General features: G+C 64.7%; 17 protein-coding genes. 8 read left to right on the top strand and 9 right to left on the bottom strand.

Features of this window, described 5'->3' with window-relative positions:
• Positions 1-570: 570 nt before the first annotated feature.
• Both IVA78_RS05215 and IVA78_RS05210 read right to left on the bottom strand, forming a co-directional pair.
• The gene (locus tag IVA78_RS05215) at positions 571-1005 is read right to left on the bottom strand and encodes a hypothetical protein (protein WP_247280041.1); all 435 of its coding nucleotides are present in this window, start codon (positions 1003-1005) and stop codon (positions 571-573) included.
• Positions 1006-1141: 136 nt separating this feature from the next.
• Positions 1142-2230, bottom strand: coding sequence for a hypothetical protein (locus tag IVA78_RS05210; RefSeq protein WP_247464664.1), 1089 nt, complete (start codon positions 2228-2230; stop codon positions 1142-1144).
• A 235-nt stretch (positions 2231-2465) separates the two neighbouring features.
• Here IVA78_RS05210 and IVA78_RS05205 point away from each other — a divergent pair, with 235 nt between their 5' ends.
• Entirely contained in the window at positions 2466-3497 is a 1032-nt protein-coding gene (locus IVA78_RS05205) for a patatin-like phospholipase family protein (RefSeq protein WP_247280043.1), read from the top strand.
• Between the two features lie 6 nt (positions 3498-3503).
• Here IVA78_RS05205 and IVA78_RS05200 read toward each other — a convergent pair whose 3' ends face one another.
• On the bottom strand, positions 3504-3932 hold the full coding sequence (locus IVA78_RS05200; protein WP_247420719.1) for a CBS domain-containing protein: 429 nt from the start codon (positions 3930-3932) through the stop codon (positions 3504-3506).
• Between the two features lie 247 nt (positions 3933-4179).
• Entirely contained in the window at positions 4180-5001 is an 822-nt protein-coding gene (locus tag IVA78_RS05195; RefSeq protein ID WP_247280045.1) for a rhomboid family intramembrane serine protease, read from the bottom strand.
• 453 nt (positions 5002-5454) lie between these two features.
• On the opposite strand from IVA78_RS05195, the gene IVA78_RS05190 reads away from it, so the two are divergent.
• The 3 genes from IVA78_RS05190 (at position 5455) to IVA78_RS05180 (ending at position 7737) form a co-directional block, all read left to right on the top strand.
• Entirely contained in the window at positions 5455-6009 is a 555-nt protein-coding gene (locus IVA78_RS05190; RefSeq protein ID WP_247280046.1) for a PAS domain-containing protein, read from the top strand.
• A gap of 146 nt (positions 6010-6155) precedes the next feature.
• Positions 6156-7295 (top strand): DJ-1/PfpI family protein, encoded by a 1140-nt coding sequence (locus IVA78_RS05185; RefSeq protein WP_247280047.1) that lies wholly within the window; start codon positions 6156-6158, stop codon positions 7293-7295.
• Between the two features lie 151 nt (positions 7296-7446).
• Entirely contained in the window at positions 7447-7737 is a 291-nt protein-coding gene (locus tag IVA78_RS05180) for a hypothetical protein (protein ID WP_247280048.1), read from the top strand.
• Between the two features lie 94 nt (positions 7738-7831).
• Here IVA78_RS05180 and IVA78_RS05175 read toward each other — a convergent pair whose 3' ends face one another.
• From IVA78_RS05175 to IVA78_RS05160, 4 genes are all read right to left on the bottom strand, one after another.
• A complete protein-coding gene (locus IVA78_RS05175; protein WP_247280049.1) occupies positions 7832-9784 on the bottom strand; it encodes a DEAD/DEAH box helicase in 1953 nt (650 codons plus the stop codon).
• A 216-nt stretch (positions 9785-10000) separates the two neighbouring features.
• Complete coding sequence (locus IVA78_RS05170; protein ID WP_247280050.1) at positions 10001-10513, bottom strand: hypothetical protein; 513 nt, start codon at positions 10511-10513, stop codon at positions 10001-10003.
• Between the two features lie 95 nt (positions 10514-10608).
• Positions 10609-11034 (bottom strand): VOC family protein, encoded by a 426-nt coding sequence (locus IVA78_RS05165; protein ID WP_247280051.1) that lies wholly within the window; start codon positions 11032-11034, stop codon positions 10609-10611.
• Positions 11035-11122: 88 nt separating this feature from the next.
• Positions 11123-12274, bottom strand: coding sequence for a zinc-binding dehydrogenase (locus IVA78_RS05160; RefSeq protein ID WP_247280052.1), 1152 nt, complete (start codon positions 12272-12274; stop codon positions 11123-11125).
• Between the two features lie 182 nt (positions 12275-12456).
• On the opposite strand from IVA78_RS05160, the gene IVA78_RS05155 reads away from it, so the two are divergent.
• Positions 12457-12936, top strand: a complete 480-nt coding sequence (locus IVA78_RS05155) for a GNAT family N-acetyltransferase (RefSeq protein WP_247280053.1) — start codon at positions 12457-12459, stop codon at positions 12934-12936.
• Here IVA78_RS05155 and IVA78_RS05150 read toward each other — a convergent pair.
• Entirely contained in the window at positions 12920-13681 is a 762-nt protein-coding gene (locus IVA78_RS05150; protein ID WP_247280054.1) for a class I SAM-dependent methyltransferase, read from the bottom strand. The two genes, IVA78_RS05155 and IVA78_RS05150, sit on opposite strands and share 17 nt — an antisense overlap.
• Before the next feature lie 170 nt (positions 13682-13851).
• Between IVA78_RS05150 and IVA78_RS05145 the strand changes: the two genes are divergently transcribed.
• The 3 genes from IVA78_RS05145 to IVA78_RS05135 all read left to right on the top strand — a co-directional run bounded on the left by IVA78_RS05145 (position 13852) and on the right by IVA78_RS05135 (position 16830).
• A complete protein-coding gene (locus tag IVA78_RS05145) occupies positions 13852-15093 on the top strand; it encodes an MFS transporter (protein WP_256468109.1) in 1242 nt (413 codons plus the stop codon).
• 169 nt (positions 15094-15262) lie between these two features.
• Positions 15263-15874, top strand: a complete 612-nt coding sequence (locus tag IVA78_RS05140) for a PilZ domain-containing protein (RefSeq protein ID WP_026312634.1) — start codon at positions 15263-15265, stop codon at positions 15872-15874.
• Between the two features lie 332 nt (positions 15875-16206).
• Positions 16207-16830, top strand: a complete 624-nt coding sequence (locus IVA78_RS05135) for a transglutaminase-like cysteine peptidase (protein ID WP_247280055.1) — start codon at positions 16207-16209, stop codon at positions 16828-16830.
• Positions 16831-16863: the final 33 nt, after the last annotated feature.

Genomic DNA, 16863 nt, shown 5'->3' with positions numbered 1-16863 from the left:
GGGGGCGCGCAGCGCCAGCCTTGAGCCCGCTCGATCACCGGTCTACTTCAACACAGTTGCTCCCCGGGGAGCGATGCACTATTGCCCCCGTCGCCTTGCCGATGGCTGATGCCGCGGTCCGGTTGGGCCGCTCACATCACCGCAAGACTTGGCGCACAGACCCCGGGCGCCAGGACCACACGATTTCGCCGTACGCCGATCACACCGGTCGAGTGCGCGAGGTCCTCGCTCACGGCTCTCCGCCCTGCGAAGCCCTTCGCACCGATGTGACCTGCGTCCACCGCCGCCCGGCCCGCGTGTCGTGACGATCGCGATACGCCCCTCTTGCTTGGGCGACACATACGCGATTTCCGAATTTCGGTAAAGCGGAATATTTTGGATGGCGCACGTTGACCCACGGCTTGGTGTTTCGCCCGGCGGGCAACGCAAGGTCTCGTAATCCGAATGAGCGAAGCGAGATCCGGGAATCTTGCCGTGCATCCCGAGTGTCGCTTCCGACTTCGCTCGCCGAGCTAGTGCAGACAAGCCGCTCACCCGGTTACGAATTCAGTGCAAAGCGCAGGTGTGCCGCTAGTCCTCGCTCGAGGCGGCGGAGCGGTCGTTCAAATGGGCCTGCGACAGCAGGAAGAACAGCGCGCGTTCGCCTTGATATTTGGCGGACGGGCGCGTGCGCTCGAACCCGTCCGCAAATATCTTGCCGGACTGGTCGCACACTTGCCATCGCCAGCCAAACCGCTTGCGCCTTGTTAGGACCACTTCGAACATGCCGACGGGCCGGGCCCCCTGCTCATTACCGATGGCGCAGGCGTCGATGATCTGCGCATCCGACTGCGACATATAACCCAGCAGGATGGAAAGAGAATAAAAATTGATGATCGGAATTGAGCGTCCACCGGTGCGGTGAACTCGCGCTTCGGGAATAAGGCGCTGATGGCGGTGTTGCTTCGCGCCTCGAGACGCTGCTTGGCCGCGCAGGCCTATGGATTCAAAACACAGGAGCGGCAACAGTGAGCGTCTGCTCACCTATCGCAGAGGTAACGGAAGATGGTGCGCTTGTGCGCCATGTGAGAAGCGGAGGATCTTCGAGGCGCGAAGCCCAGCATCCGGACCAGACCACCACCGGCGGGCATCGCCGCCAGCATCACCGCGCGACGACCTCGACTTCGCCGTCGACGCCGTTCACGACGTTGAAGCCGCGCTCGTAGACCTTGCCCTCGTTCTTGGCGATGGCGCGGTATTCGCCTTCGGAGAGCACGACGCGCGGGAAGGCGCCGATCGATTCCTTGATGACGTCGCCGCCCGGGGTCAGCACCGACCAGGCGGTGTTGGCCAGCGCTTCCCCGCCCCTGTCGCTGACGAGCTTGAGCGTGATCACGGCAGCGCGGTGGGTGATGGTGACGTCGGTGAGCTTGCCGGCCTGGACGCGGATGTCGGAGCGCACCACAGAGTTGGCATCGCCATAGTTGGAGACGATGTAGTAGGTGCCCTCCGGTATCAGCACGACGTCGCCGGCGGCGACGTTCGGCACCAGGGAAGCCCGCTCGCCGGATTCGAACTGGCTGCCCTTGTAGATCGCGAACGAGATCTGGTTCTGCGGAATGCGGCTGGTGCCGACGCGGCCCTCGATGCGCAAGCCCCCGGCCGGCAGCACGAAGGATTCACGGTCGGTCTCCGCTTTCAGGCTGACGGTGCGCACCGCACTGACGAGGCCGAAGGCGACGTGCACGACGTAATTGCCCGGCGGCAGCACGATGTTGGGCGTGGCGCTGCGGTCCTCGCGGATCAGCTTGAAGGTGCCGTTCTCGTCGGGACGGTCGGCAAATACGCGCCAGACCAGGCCGCTGGTGATCGGCGGAGCATCCTTGCCGTATTTCGCGGTCAGCGACAGCACGCCCTGGCCGGGCACGGCCGCATTCAGCGGCGCGGCCGGCGGCACGGTCGTGACCGCGGGCGGCGGCATGGTGGGCGAAGTCGGCTGCATCAGGGTCGGCGGCAGGCTCAGCGGCCCGGCGCCTGCCCCCGAGGGCGGTGCCAGATTGATGGCGCCGCCGGGATCCGGCACCGACGCAGGGGGCACCGGCGGCGGACGATCGGAGAAAAGCTGCGCTTGCGCCGCGTTTTGGCCAAGGGAGACCGGGCCGAAGGACGCAAGGCACGCCGCAAGGGTCAGCGCCGGCAGCAGCCGATCGCTGCGCCGCCATCTGATGATGCCGTCACCCCCGCGTGTCATGTCCCTGCTTTTCACTGAAAACGCGGCAAATTCAAGCCTCAGGAACCCGCTGGAATACGGTCATTTGGAACCCGGTTGACGCCTGCGTGATTAGTCTCGCAGCAACCGTCCATCGCCATACTCCTGCCCTGTGCCCTTCCCAAAGCGGCATAAACCATGCTCTGCCCCGGTTCTGGCGGAGTGCCAGTGCGGTGCTTAGTCTAGTGATACGGGCCTGGCCCAGGGGAGTTTTTCAGTGCTGGACATCTTGAAGGGTCGGGGCGCGAACGGCTCGAATAGCGAGAAAGTCGGCTTGGGCAGCATCCGCCGGCCGGTCATCGGCCTTGCCCTCGGCGGCGGTGCGGCGCGCGGCTTCGCCCATATCGGCATCATCCGGACTCTGCTCGCCAACGGCATCGCGCCCGACGTCGTGGTCGGCACCTCGATCGGCGCGGTGGTCGGCGGCCTCTATGCGGCCGGCCAGCTCGATACGCTGGAAGAATGGGGCCGCAGCCTGCAAGGCATGCGCAACATCCTCGGCTATCTCGACATCCGCCTCAACGGCTCAGGCCTGATCGGCGGCGAGAAGCTGGCGACCCGGCTCGAGGAAGCGTGCGGCCGAACCCTGATCGAGGATCTCCCGATCAAGTTCGCGGCGGTCGCCACCGAGGTCCGCACCGGCCACGAGATCTGGCTGACGCGCGGGCGCGTGGTCGACGCGATGCGCGCCTCCTATGCGCTGCCCGGCATCTTCTCTCCCGTCCTGATCGGCGACCGCTGGCTGGTCGACGGCGCGCTGGTGAATCCGGTACCGGTCTCGGCGGCACGGGCGCTCGGCGCCGAAATCGTTATCGCGGCAAATCTTTCCAGCGATATCTTCACCTATTCGACGACGGTCTATTCCCACGGCGCGATGCCCGAACCGGTCGTGCCCGTGCCTGAGGAGACAACGTCAAAACGGCGCTTCCCGCGATTCTTCTCGCCTGAGAAAACGGTGAAGCGCGAGTTTTTCGGCGCAAGCAGCAGCCGCCCCGGCCTTTCGTCGGTGATGGTCGACGCCTTCAACATCATGCAGGACCGCATCACCCGCGCCCGCCTCGCCGGCGATCCACCTGATATGCTGATCACGCCGCGGGTCGGCCATTTCGGCTGGTTCGACTTCCACCGTGCCGATGACCTCATCGCCTTGGGCACCCGCGCCGCCGAGCGTGCGTTGGACTCCATTCAGGAAGCGATCCACGTGCTGGCGCCGCCGCCCGAAGGCGCGGCGCCCAAGATCAGCGAGTAAAGCCGCTCAAGCCGTCTTGATGTAGTCGCGCAGGGCTTCTTGCTCGGCCTCGTATTCCTGGACGCGGCGCTTGACGATGTCGCCGATCGAGATCAGGCCCACCACCTTGCCATTGTCGATCACGGGCAGATGGCGGAACTTGCCTGTGGTCATTATCTCCATGAGTTCGGCGACTGTGTCGGTCTCCTTGCAGGTGACCACCTTGCGGGTCATGACCTGAGCGACCGGCTCCTCCAGCACGCCGGCGCCGCGTTCGCCGAGCACGCGCACGATGTCGCGCTCGGACAGGATGCCTTCGAGCCGGCTCTGGTTCATCACCAGCACCGCGCCGATCTTCTTCTCACCGAGCAGCTTGATCGCGGCCGACAGCTTGGCGTCGGGCTCGACGCTCACGATCTGGTGGCCCTTGGTGTTGAGAATGGAACGTACCGTCATTGTCGCCTCCCTGAATCGGAGCCGTCCGCCCTTTGGCGATCCGGAACTTGTTCGCGAGTCTTCAACTAACAGTTTCAGCGCCGGTTTCACGCTCGGGCGCCTTGCGAAGCATTGCCTTGTTACCGTCTGAGCATGATCTCGCCGGAAAACCGCTACGCTTTTCCGGATCATGCTCGATCAGCTTGCAGCTTCGGAACATTCTTCTCGGGAATGATGGATGAATTCGGGCCGCGCCGCAAGCGCCGCTTCAAATACGGTCTGAGACGTCCCGTGATGACGCATCCGCAGCATCGCTTCGCATGCGCGGCACCGGATCGAACAGCGCAAACAGCAGCAGCCCCGCGAAGAAACCGCCGATATGGGCCTGCCAGGCCACGCTCGTGGTCTCAGCATCGATGCCAATTGCGCCAACGCCGAAGATGATGTTGACGCCGAACCAAACGCTGAGGAAGCCGACCACCCGTCCGTCGCGCAACGCGCGCGACAGCGGCAGCGCTGGAACCTTTGCGGCGGTATCGGCGTCCGAACGGCTGAACGATAGGAAGCTGCCGCGGGCGAACGCGAAGCGGATCGCCGCCGCCATCGCTCCCGACACCGAGGCCGACGCGCCGATCATCGGCGCCACCGCATGCTCATGGGTGACGAGATGGGCGAGCGCGCCGGCCGCCGCCGTCACCGCCATGAACACGAAGAACCTGATGGCGCCAAAGCGCCGCGCCAGCGCGCTGCCGAACGGCAGCAGCCACAGCACGTTAAAGCCGAGATGGGTCAAATTGGCGTGCAGCAGCGAATAGGTGACGAAGGTCCAGACCTTCGCACCCGCCCCGCCCGGAATCTGCAGATTGAGCAGCGAGGAATCGTAGCGCTTCGGGATGAAGCCGAAGACGTCGATGGTCCAGTTTTCGATCTCCGGCGGCAGCAGCACCCGCAGATGGATCAGCGCCAGCAGGGCGATATAGCCGGTCAGCGCCGCGGGCAACGTCAGGATCGGCTCGCGCGAAGCCTCCTCAACGACGGCCGGCACGTCCGTTTGAAAACCTTGCGGCGGAAAGTCTTGCGGGGAATCCAAGGCAGCTTCGCTTTCAGCGCGATCGGAGCGGTGCTTGGAGATAGTCGCCTTTGCCGGCCTTGCGCAAGTGCACAAAAGGAAATGGGAGGGCCCTGGGAAAAGCCCTCCCTGTCCGTGTTGTCGGCCTTCCGGTACCTTCCCGGGAATAAGGTGTATCCCCACCCATCGCGGCCCGCGACCAAACTGTTTGACGCCCTGTGTACAGGCCTCGCCGAGAACCTGGAGAAAGCGGCGAAGCTTGCGACCGCGATCACCTTAGCAGGCAGGCTGGCGGTGCAAAGCGCATAGTTAATTTAACGTTAACAACGCAAAGACAGCCGCCGAGGAGCTGAAAACACCCCAGCGGCATGGACGCTGCAGATCCCCTCCTGCACAACAACGAAAGGGATCGCGGGTGCACTGAAGCGGGACAGGTTTGTCCCGGGAGGTTGCGCCCCCGAATAAGCGTCAGTCATGAAACATCCGTCGAGCCGCGAGTTCTTCGCGTATTGGGACAACAAGCGCGGCGCAGCGCGGGCGCCCGATCGGGCCGACATCGATCCGGCCGCCGTCCGCGACCTGCTCGGCGATATCTTCGTGCTGTCCTGCGAGCAGAAGCTCGGCTTCCCGTTCCGCGTCGCCGGCACGCGCGTCTGTGCGCTCGCCGGGGGCGATCTCAAGGACCGGAGCTTTGCGGCGCTATTCACGCAAGCCAGCCGCGGCGAGATCGAGGAGATCACCACGATCGTCGCCGACGAGACCTTGGGTGCGATTGCCGGCGTCACGGCTCAACGCGAAAACGGCAGCAAGGCGCATCTCGAGCTGCTGCTGCTGCCCTTCAATGCCCGCCCGCATACGCCTGTCAGCGTGACCGGCGTGCTCGCACCGTTCGACGACGAATGCGGCGTGCTCGGTGCCTTCACCCTCACCTCCTGGCGCTATCTGCATCAGCCGGAGAAACTGCTGCCGCGCGCGATCCGCAAATTGCAGATCGCACGCGGGCTGATGGTGTATGAGGGGCTGCGGTAGACTTCGAAAGCTCCTGCGCAGGTGCCGATCGCGCGATGGATCGTCGCGCGCGGCATGACCGTTTTTGCCGGATTTGCGTCATTCCCGAAGTCGTCCCAACCGGATAGTTTCCGCGCCGCGTGAGATGACGAGCGGGTGACATCATCATGAGCTGGCGCATTCTGGCATGGACCCTCCTTGGCAGCGTGGCATTGCTGGTGGCGATCGGCGGAACGTGGCTGCTCCTGCTGCCAGGCGCGCCGGCATCGGGAACCGCGCCTGCGATCTCCAAAGACGAAGCCGAGGCGACGCTGGCCGCGCTGAAACCGCCGAAGCGACAGCGCCCTCTGATCGCCATCGTCGGCATCAACGACATGAGCGAGACCACCGACTATCTGATGCCCTACGGCATCCTCGCGCGGGCGGACGTCGCCGACGTCCTCACCCTGGCGACGCAGCCGGGACCGGTCACGCTCTATCCCGCACTCAGGGTGCAGCCCCATGCGACCATCGCCGAGTTCGACGCCGCGCATCCCGACGGCGCCGACTACGTCATCGTGCCCGCGATGAGCCGCGACGACGACACAGTCGTCCTGCAGTGGATCAGGAGCCAGGCCGGCAAGGGCGCGATCGTGATCGGCGTCTGCGTCGGCGCCACGGTCGTTGCCAACACCGGGCTGCTCGACGGCAAGAGAGCCACGACGCATTGGTATTCGGTGCGCGACCTTCAGAAGCATTCGACGGTCCGCTATACGGCGGACCGCAGACTGGTCGTCGACCAGGGCGTCGTAACGACCACCGGCATCACCGCATCCATGCCGATGGCCCTCACCTTGATCGAGGCCATTGCCGGTCGGGCCAAGGCCGAGGCGGTCGCCCGCGACATCGGCCTTGCGGCGTGGGATGCGCGCCACCGCAGCGACGCGTTCAGCTTCACGCGCCCCTTCGCGCTGACGGCGATCGCGAACACGCTCGCCTTCTGGAACCGCGAGCAGCTCGGTATAGCGCTGACGCCAGGTGTCGACGAGGTCTCGCTCGCGCTGGTCGCCGATGCATGGTCGCGGACCTATCGCTCACGCGCCCTCACCTTCGCCGCCACGGCAGAGGCGCGCACGAGCCGCGGAGGCCTCGGCATCCTGCCGGACCGGATCGCGGACGATTGGCCTGCGCAGCAGGCGCTGCCGGGAGCCGGCACCTCGCCGCCGGCACAGGCGCTGGATGAAACGCTACGTGCGATCGATGCGCGCTACGGATCGCGCACGGCCGACTTCGTGGCGATGCAGCTGGAATATCTGAAGCTGGATTGATCTCAGCGCGATCTCGCTGCAACGTGACGTCCCTCCCCGCTCACGACTCACGCGGGCGTGAACCCACCTGCTCGAACCAGTTTCAACCAGCCTCCGTCGAAGAACCGTGCGGGCCGTTCTGGTCTCGCCGAACCGAGACTGGAGACTTTCCATGAAACTCACATTGCCGAAAGTTGCTTTGATTGCCTTTGTTGCGGCGACCGCGTTCATCGCGACCAGTGTCAACGCCGCGCAGTACCGCACATACGGCTGCGAGTTCGCCTTGTTCGAGGGCTGTGGCAGCCTGATCGAGATGCCGAATCAAGGCGGACGACGCGTCGTCACCCATCGCGACACCTCGCCGACTTACATGAAGCAGACCGATCCTCGCTATAGCTCCGCGATGCGTGATGCCGGTGGCAGTGGCGGCGGTGGTGGTGGTGGGGGCAGCGGTGGCCGCTGAGCTCACGCCTCTCTCTTCAGATGATGTCGCCAGTAGATGATGTCGCCAGTGCAATCCGGCGGCATCATTGCTGCCTGACCTGAATGGCGGACGCTCAACCTCGCCGTTTCTTCCTCGCCTTCTTCTTCCCCGGCGCGCCCTTCACGGGCCACGGCATGACCGAAGGCTCCGCGTGGCCCTGTTTGCTCTTATGCTTCTTTTGCTTCCCGAAAGAAGCAGCCTCGCCGAATTTCGGGCCACGCTCGCCGTGAGACGTGCTGCGCGGCTTGAATGCACCTGCCTCGCGCGCGCGATCGCTCTGACGCTCACGGTGATCATCGTCAGCGGCCTCGCGCCTAGGCGCATATGACCGCTCCTGCGAAGCCGCCTGCCGCTGCGGCCCGTCCGCCATCGGCTCGATGCGGATGCTGTCTTCCTTGTCCGGACGCTTGATCTTGGCAGCGAAGGAGTCCGCGACCCGCTCGGAAATCTCGAACTCGGTGGTGGTGTCCATGATCTTGATGGCGCCGATGTCGCCCTTGTCGATGCCGCCGCGGCGGCAGATCATCGGCAGCAGCCAGCGCGCCTCCGCGTTCTTGCGCCGGCCGATGGCGGCGCGGAACCAGACGCTGCCCTCGGCCATGCGATGTTTCGACGAGGACTTCCCGGATTTTGCTCGTGGCTTGCCGGGGCGATCGCCGCCGCCTTCACCTTCAAACCTGTCACGACCGCGATCTTCGCGCGGCTTGCCGCTGCGCTCGCCGGGATCGATGATGTCCTCGGGCGAGGGCAGCCGTGCCCGATAGAGCCGCGCCAACGCGGCGGCGATATCCTCGGGCGAACGCTCGGCCAGCAACGCCTGCGCCAGCACCAGATCGTCGGCGGTCGTCTCCTCGGTGAACAACACATCCTTCATGCGCGCGTGATCGAGCTTGCGGATCTCCTCCGCCTGCGGCGCCGTACCCCAGATGGCCTCGATGCCCGAGAGATTGAGCAGCAATTCCGCACGCCGGCGTCGTGCCGGCGGCACCAGGAGGACGCTCGTGCCCTTTCGTCCCGCACGTCCGGTTCGGCCCGAGCGGTGCTGCATGACTTCGGCGTCATTGGGCAGATCGGCATGGATGACGAGGTCGAGGCTCGGCAGGTCGATACCGCGGGCGGCGACGTCGGTCGCGACGCAGACGCGGGAGCGTCCGTCCCGGAGCGACTGCAGCGCCATGGTGCGTTCGTTCTGGGTCAATTCGCCTGACAGGGCGACCACGGAGAAGCCGCGCTCGAGCAGCGCCGCCTGCAAATGCCTCACGGCATCGCGCGTGCTGCAGAACACCAGCGCGCTCGGCGCCTCGTGGAATCGCAGCACGTTGACGACCGCGTGCTCGACGTCGGCGGGCGCGATCCGGATCGCGCGGTACTCGATATCGGCGTGGCCGCCTTCGTCGCCAGCGACCTCTATCCGGAGCGCGTCGCGTTGATATTGCCTGGCCAGTGCGACGATGCCGCGCGGAAACGTCGCCGAGAACAACAGGGTGCGGCGCGCCTCAGGCGTGGTCTCGAGGATGAACTCCATGTCCTCGCGAAAGCCGAGATTGAGCATCTCGTCGGCTTCGTCGAGCACGACCACCTTCAATTCCGAGATGTCGAGACGGCTTCGGCGCAAATGATCGCAGAGGCGGCCGGGCGTGCCGACGACGATATGGGCGCCGGCGGCCAGTTCGCGCTGCTCGCGGCGCGGATCCATGCCGCCAACACAGGAGACGACCCGCCCGCCCGTATGCCCGTAGAGCCATGCAAGCTCGCGCTGAACCTGCAAGGCAAGTTCGCGGGTCGGCGCCACGATCAGCGCGAGCGGCGCGCCGGCCTGCGCGAACCGCTCGGCGTCACCGAGCAGGTCCCTGGCCATGGCAAGGCCATAAGCCAGGGTCTTGCCGGAGCCGGTCTGGGCCGAGACCAGGAGGTCGCGGCCAGAGGCCTCGTCCGCGAGCACGGCGAGCTGAACGGGAGTCGGGGAATCATAGTTCCGCTCGCCCAAAGCGCGGGCGAGCGGCGGGGTCAGGGCCGGAAAAGACACGGGATGGAGAACCTTGGTTAATTCAGGCGCGCAAACGGTGAACCGGCGGACCTGAGCTCGCGTGCGCGGCAAACGGCCCGGCCGCACGCCGGATGTGATCTGGGCGCTCTTTACGCCAAGTGCGCTGAAATCACCATGCCTATGATGCATGGCCTGCCAGAGAACCGCGCCTGAAGGTCGCAAGGATTTGCCAGCCGGCAATTGCTTGGCGCGCGTCTAATCCCTGGAGGTCGCCAGCTTGCTGAAGCTGCCGACCAGCTTCGCCCTCGCCCGCGCAACAATGTCTCTTGCTGCAAAGGTCAAGGCGCGGACGGCGCGCCAGGCTTCGGTTGCCTGCAGCCACGCCTTCACGTCGGCAAACTTGCCATAGGTCCAGGCGAATGCCGGAATCCGCATCAGCTTGTCCCGCGTGAGATGGAACAGGCGCTCGACCAGAACGAGCTTGAGCAGCTCGCCGATGATGAAGGTCGCTGCGCCGCTCAGGACCTGGCCAGTTGCGGCAAGGTAGGCTGCCAGGGGCTTGATCGGCTCCAGAATGATCACGGGTACGGAAAACAAGGCGAGCGAAGGATAGGGCGGCAGCGACCTGATCCAGGCCCGCAATCGCGCGAATTGGAGGTGCCGCTCGACCCAGCGCGAAATTGGCCGCGCCACGGCCATGAAAACCGCGTCCACAAGGAAGTAGACGGCGGCCAGGACGTAAGTGACGGGTTTCAGAATTCGCTTCACGGCACCTCTCCCGTGAACTGAAAGCCGGAACTTGGGCCTAAGTTTCACCGCAGCATGAAGAGTTCGCGAATTCCCGATGGAACTTTCTGGGCGGTTCAGATCTCCGCATAGATCTCAAGCAAATTTCCATCGGGGTCGCGGAAGAACAGCGTGCGATGGCCGAAGGACTGGTTGGTCGGCGGCGACAGCAGCGCCACGCCCCGCCGCACGAGTTCGTCGGCGCACGCATCGACCTCAGTTGCCGACACCTTGAAGGCCAGTTGCAGCGAAGCGCTGCCCGGCGGCGTCGGCGCATCAGCGGCGGTCCGGCTCGGCCGTGCCAGCGCCAGCGTGTTGCTGCCGAGGCCGTACTCGATCCAGCTCGGCGAAAGCTCGCGCAGCAGGGACAAGGCGAGCACGTCTTCGTAGAAGCGCCGCATCGCCGCCATGTCGCGCACGAAGATGACGGTGTAGTCGATCGCGCGGATGGCGCTGAACGGCGAGCGGGGCTGGTTCGGTTCGAGGGTCGGTTCGTTGGTCATCTCGTCATTCATTCCAAACCCCGACTCGTAGCCCCGCAAGGCGCCAACGGTCGGCGCAAAGCGCCACCCGCTTGACGGGGAACATGACCTACTCCACCAGCTCCGGCCACGGCACGATGGTCGACTTCACCGTCTTCATCGCCATCGCGTCCTGGACCGCCTGCGCGACGCCCGCTTCCGTGAACGGATAAATCGTCTGCATCTTCAGCCAGGGATACTTGTCGCGCGTCCGGTACAGCATGTCGACGCCGAGCGGCAGATCGTTGCCGGTGAAGCCCCAGGATCCCAGCACGTTGAGGTCCTTGGTGCAGATCCGGTGCCAGGAGGTCTCGATCGAGCCGGCGTCGGTGAACTGGCCCATCTCGACATAGGTGCCGCCGTCGCGCAGCATCTCGATGCCTTCGGGGCCGGCTGAGGGGTGTCCCGAGCAATCCATCACGAGATCAGCGCCGAAGCCGCCGACGATGTCGCGCACGCGTGCGATGCGATCTTGCGGCGACTTCAGTTCCTCGATGTTGACGGTCGCCTCCGCGCCGAATTCGCGGGCGAGCTTGAGCCGCGGCTGCTCCGGCGCGCCGACGCAGATCACGCGCCCTGCCCCCATCTCCTGCGCGGCTGCGACCGCCAGAATGCCGATCGGGCCGGAGCCCTGGATCACCACGGTATCGCCCCAGGAAAAACCGCCGGCGCGGATCGCGCGATTGAAGGCGCGGATGCAGGACGTCAGCGGCTCGGACAGCGCGCCCAGCCGCAGCGACATGTCGTCGGGCAGCTTGTAAATTTTGGTGCCCGGCAGCATGTCGAGATCGACATAGACATATTCGGCCCAGCCGCCCCACATGTGAGGCGCCTTCTCGAAGCCGAGATAGCGGCCGTAATAGACCGGCGTCAGGCACTTGTTGGCGACTTGCGGATAATGGATGCAGTAATAGCAGCGGCCGCAGGGCATCAGCGGCGGGATCATCACCTTCGAGCCGACCTTCAGCGGCTTGCTCATGAAGTCCTCGGTGAACTCGTCGCCGCATTCGACGATGACACCGCCGAGCTCGTGGCCGAGCGTGAACGGCCACGGCAGCGGTTTCGGCCAATGTCCCTTGAGAATATGCAAATCGGTGCCGCAGACCCCGCAGGCGCCGACCTTGATCAGCGCCGCCTTGCGGCCGACCTTCGGCCACGGCACGGTGCGGATGACAGGCTCCGAGCCCGGTCCTGCGTGGGTGCAGACGCGGATGGATTCCATGGCTGTGTCCTCGCTGCCCGTCTGTTATGATTGATTGGTGCGGGCGTGAGGCGAAACGTATGTGAGATGCACCGTTGTGCCAAGCGCGAGTCTCGTAGCCCGCATGCAGCAGAGCGGAATGCGGGCTCGGCGGCCCCGGATTGCGCTGCACGCCATCCGGGCTATGATCGAGGAGAATGCCGATGCTGCGTGACTATCAGCCGGCGGATGCGGAAGCGGTCAGGCGCGTCGCTCTCGCCGCCTTCGCGCAATTCGAGCAGGACTATTCCGACTGGCCGACGTTTACAGCCAATGTCGCGAAGATAACGGCGCTTTCCAGGACGGGCGAGATCATCGTCGCCGAAGACGGTGGTGAGATCGTCGGCGCCGTGGCCTATATCGGCCCACGGCAGCCAAAGCCGCCGTTCTTCGATCCGGCCTGGCCGATCATCCGCATGCTGGTGGTCGACCCCTTCGCGCGCGGCAAGGGCATTGGCCGGCAACTCACGGAAGAATGCGTTCGCCGCGCCGAGCGCGACCAGTCGCCGATCATCGCACTGCATACGACGCCGATCATGACGGTCGCTCTGCCGATGTATCTGCGGATGGGATTCGAGAAAGTGCGCGAGGCGCCGGATATCTCTGGCGTGCCTTATGCGGTCTACGTCAAGGCACTGGCGTAAGGCCGCACACGCAAACCTGTCGCATACTTCCCGCAGTCAGCGGTCTGCGATCGAAATCACCGAAGCGCGCGATGACGCGCAGGCCGCCCGAGGCCACGAGCAACGGCATCTCCTGCGGGAAGATGCAGCGCATCGGCAAGGCGGCTTGCCAAAAGTCCATCTCCGTCTCGCTCGACCAGTACCAATCAACGTGCCTGATCTGGGTGAGCGGGTCGTAGCTCGCAGTCTCCTCGACAGTGATCGCGCCAAGACCGTCGTGGACCACCGCGCCGATCAACTCGCGCTTGTTGGGATCAGAGTTGAGTATGGCGATATTGGGCAGGAAGGCGTCGAACACCAACCGACCCTTCGGCGATAGGTGTCTGCCGACCGATCCGAAGAAGCCTTTCAAGTCGTCGAGGCTATGCAGGTGGAGGATCGAGTTCATGGCAACGATGATGGTGTCGAACGTTCGCCCGCCGAGATCGAAATCGCGCATGTCCAGCTGGATGAGATCGAGCTCGACCGCCTGCGCCTTTGCGTTCTTCCGCGCGCGATCGAGCATCTCCGGCGACAAATCGCCTCCGACCACCTCAAGCCCGGCTTGCGCCAGCGGAATGGTCAGGCGACCGCTGCCGCACGCGAGATCGAGCACGCGGCCGCCGCGTTCGCTTGCGATCTCGACATAAAAGCGTTCGAGGATCGGCTCTCGCGGCGCCATCAAATCGTAGAGGTCAGGGCGGTCGTAGAGGCTGTTCTGTTCCATGAAGGCAATTGTACAGGATAATCTCGTGAGCGGCACGAGGTGACTTGTCCCCGGACCGCGCGCTGGTGATCGCGCTGCATACGAGGCCGAGCAACCCTCTCACACACCCAATTGTCTTGAGCGCTCGCCAGCGACCGTGTAAGGCCCGAGCAGTCCACCAAGGTGCTCGCTTGAACCCCCTCCCCCAGAATCCCTTGGCCGCGTCCGGCTCGTTCGCGGCGATGAAGTCCGTGCCCTACCGTCTCCAGTTCACGGCTTACGTGCTGGCGATGATGGCCGACAATATCGAGCATTTGATCAGCTATTGGGTGGTGTTCCAGAAATTCCATTCGCCGGCGCTGGCGGGCTTTGCGGTGCTGTCGCACTGGCTGCCGTTCCTATTGTTCTCGGTCGCGGTCGGCGGGCTCGCGGACCGGTTCGATCCGCGACGCATCATCCAGTGCGGCATGGTGCTGTTCATCGTGGCATCGAGCGGCTGGGGCTTCTTCTTTCTCACCGATACTATCCAGATGTGGCACGCGATGCTGCTGCTGGTGATCCATGGCTGCGCCGGCGTGTTGTGGCAGACGCCGAACCAGCTGCTGCTCTACGACCTCGTCGGCCCCGCCGATCTGCCGAGCGCAGTACGGCTGAACGCGATGGCACGCTATCTCGGCATCCTGGTCGGGCCTGCCGTTGGCGGCATCATCATGCTCAGCCTCGGCACCTCGCACGGCATCATCTTCAACACGCTGTTCTATCTGCCGATGCTGCTGTGGCTGTTCTGGGCGCCGATGCGCGACAAGAGCATCGCCATGCGGCGCTTCGCGGTGCGCGGCCTTGCCGACATCGTGCTGACGATGCGCGCGATCGGCACGCAGCCGGTGCTGTCAGCGATGACGTGGCTCGCCGGCCTCACCTCCTTCATGATCGGCAACGCCTATCATGCCCAGATGCCGGGCTTTGCCGGCGATCTCGGCCATGGCGATCCCGGCGTCTCCTACAGCATGCTGCTCGCGGCCGACGCGGCCGGAGCGCTGCTCGCCGGCATCGCGCTGGAATCCTGGGGGCGTCTCAAGGGCACGCCGCGCACCGCGATCATGCTGGCGATGTGCTGGAGCGGGGCGCTGCTCGGCTTCGCTTTGGTGCGGATCTATCCGGCCGCGATCGTGCTGCTATTCTGCGCGGGCTTCTTCGAGCTGTCGTTCAACACCATGGCGCAGGCGCTGGTGCAGCTGAACGCACCGTCCGACATCCGCGGCCGCGTCGTCGGCCTTTACAACATGGCCGGCCTCGGCATGCGCGCCTTCAGCGGCATCACGGTCGGACTATCAGGCGCGGCGGTCGGCATTCACTGGTCGCTCGGGCTCTCGGCCGCCGTGCTGCTCGCAGGGCTGTGTCTTCTCTATCGGCGGCGGGTGCGAGAGGCTTGACCGGCTCAGCCCGGCTGGGGTGCGCGGACGGGCCTGCCCGCCCTTGATGTGGCTTTTCCAGCGCATTGTGTCTGTCCGTGTCCGGCGGGCCCGATCCTAACGCGGCATTAACCCTATGCACCTTAGGGTCGTCCCGGACTCCGCCCGGGCGGGGGGTCGGGTGTTGGAAATGGCGTTGGCGAACAAAAAATTTCTTCCGGCCGCCGAGGAGCGTCGGCGTTTCCAGCGGGTGAAAGTGCACCTGCTCGGCCGTTACATGCTGCCGGACCGCCGCGAATTCCCCTGCCAGGTGATCAACATGTCGCCGGGCGGGCTGGCACTGCTGGCCCCCGGCATCGGCAATGTCGGCGACCGCGTCGTCGCCTATCTCGACCATATCGGCCGCGTCGAGGGCAAGATCACCCGGATCATCGACAATGGCTTCGCCATGACGATCGGTGCGACACCGCGGAAGCGCGACAAGCTTGCGGCCCAACTGACCTGGCTCGCCAACCGCGACATCCTCAATCTGCCGGAAGACCGCCGCCACGACCGTATCGTGCCGCGCAACCCGATCGCGGTGCTGACGCTCGAGGATGGCACCAAGATGACCTGCCGCATCATCGACCTGTCGCTGTCGGGCGCCGCGATCGCCGCGGAGAACCGCCCGCCGCTGAAATCGACGGTTCTGCTCGGCCGGGTCCAGGGCCGGGTGGTCCGAAACCTCGAAGACGGCTTCGCCCTGGAGTTCATGCACGAGCAGCCGGCCGAGACACTCGAAGAGAGCGTTACCGCCCGGTAAAGCGCAACGACCCCAAAACCACTGCATTTCCAGCCTCGAAGGCGGCCTCCGTGATGCGGACGCCGCCTTTTTCGTGCGTTGCGACCGGCCCCCCGCGGGTTAACGCAAGGGTTGCAGCTGCGCGCAAACGACGGCTTCAGCAGCGTTTGCCGCGTTAATAGATAAAAATTGAATCAATTGCAGTCATTTCAAACTTTATGAGAATTCGATTCAAGTATAGTTCGAATTCGACGCGCGTTTTACTTGCATTCGTCTCGACTTGACTTGGATGACTTAGCGGCAACTCAAAAGCTCCGTGCGAAATGTGGTCCCAACAAGAAACGGGGGCCGCAATGTTTGATTTCAGGGGACAGGGGAAAGGGCTGGCGCTGGCTGCCATGCTCTTCGGATTTAGCGCGGCAGCGCAGGCCGGCGAAGGCCGCCTGCTCTACGCGAGCCTCGGCGACACCACGCGTGCGCCGATCGGCTGGGTCGAGTTCTGTGCGGACAATGCCGCTCAGTGCCAGGGCGGGCCGACGCAGGCACGCGATATCGTGATGTCGCAGGCTGCATGGCGCGACCTCATCAAGGTCAATCGCTGGGTCAACGAGACGGTGAAGCCTTTGACCGACCAGGAGCACTGGGGCGTGATCGAGAAGTGGTCGCTGCCCTCAGACGGTTACGGCGACTGTGAAGACTACGTGCTGTTGAAGCGCAAGATGCTGATCGATGCCGGATGGCCGCGCGAGGCCCTGCTCATCACCGTCGTGCGCGACAAGAAGGGCGAAGGTCACGCGGTGCTGACGGTGAAGACCGACAAGGGCGAGTTCGTTCTCGACAATCAGAACGAGAACGTCCTTGCCTGGACGGAGACCGGCTACCGCTTCGTCAAGCGCCAGTCGCAGAGCGATCCCAACGTCTGGGTCTCGCTGGGCGATACCAAGCCGGCGGTCTCGACCGCCAGCGCGAGAGATTGATCGTTCACCCAAGGAAAGAGTCACGCGGCCCGG

This window comes from Bradyrhizobium sp. 137, assembly GCF_023074095.1.
Taxonomy (GTDB): Bacteria; Pseudomonadota; Alphaproteobacteria; order Rhizobiales; family Xanthobacteraceae; genus Bradyrhizobium.
Note: the sequence above shows the minus strand (reverse complement) of the source record. Positions and strands in the feature narration are given on the sequence as shown.

Coding starts and splice junctions, on each gene's coding strand:
- IVA78_RS05140 (WP_026312634.1), top strand. CDS start 15,263: ATGGCGTTGGCGAACAAAAAATTTCTTCCGGCCGCCGAGGAGCGTCGG.
- IVA78_RS05155 (WP_247280053.1), top strand. CDS start 12,457: ATGCTGCGTGACTATCAGCCGGCGGATGCGGAAGCGGTCAGGCGCGTC.
- IVA78_RS05135 (WP_247280055.1), top strand. CDS start 16,207: ATGTTTGATTTCAGGGGACAGGGGAAAGGGCTGGCGCTGGCTGCCATG.
- IVA78_RS05185 (WP_247280047.1), top strand. CDS start 6,156: ATGAGCTGGCGCATTCTGGCATGGACCCTCCTTGGCAGCGTGGCATTG.
- IVA78_RS05200 (WP_247420719.1), bottom strand. CDS start 3,932: ATGACGGTACGTTCCATTCTCAACACCAAGGGCCACCAGATCGTGAGC.
- IVA78_RS05160 (WP_247280052.1), bottom strand. CDS start 12,274: ATGGAATCCATCCGCGTCTGCACCCACGCAGGACCGGGCTCGGAGCCT.
- IVA78_RS05190 (WP_247280046.1), top strand. CDS start 5,455: ATGAAACATCCGTCGAGCCGCGAGTTCTTCGCGTATTGGGACAACAAG.
- IVA78_RS05150 (WP_247280054.1), bottom strand. CDS start 13,681: ATGGAACAGAACAGCCTCTACGACCGCCCTGACCTCTACGATTTGATG.
- IVA78_RS05210 (WP_247464664.1), bottom strand. CDS start 2,230: ATGACACGCGGGGGTGACGGCATCATCAGATGGCGGCGCAGCGATCGG.
- IVA78_RS05165 (WP_247280051.1), bottom strand. CDS start 11,034: ATGACCAACGAACCGACCCTCGAACCGAACCAGCCCCGCTCGCCGTTC.
- IVA78_RS05180 (WP_247280048.1), top strand. CDS start 7,447: ATGAAACTCACATTGCCGAAAGTTGCTTTGATTGCCTTTGTTGCGGCG.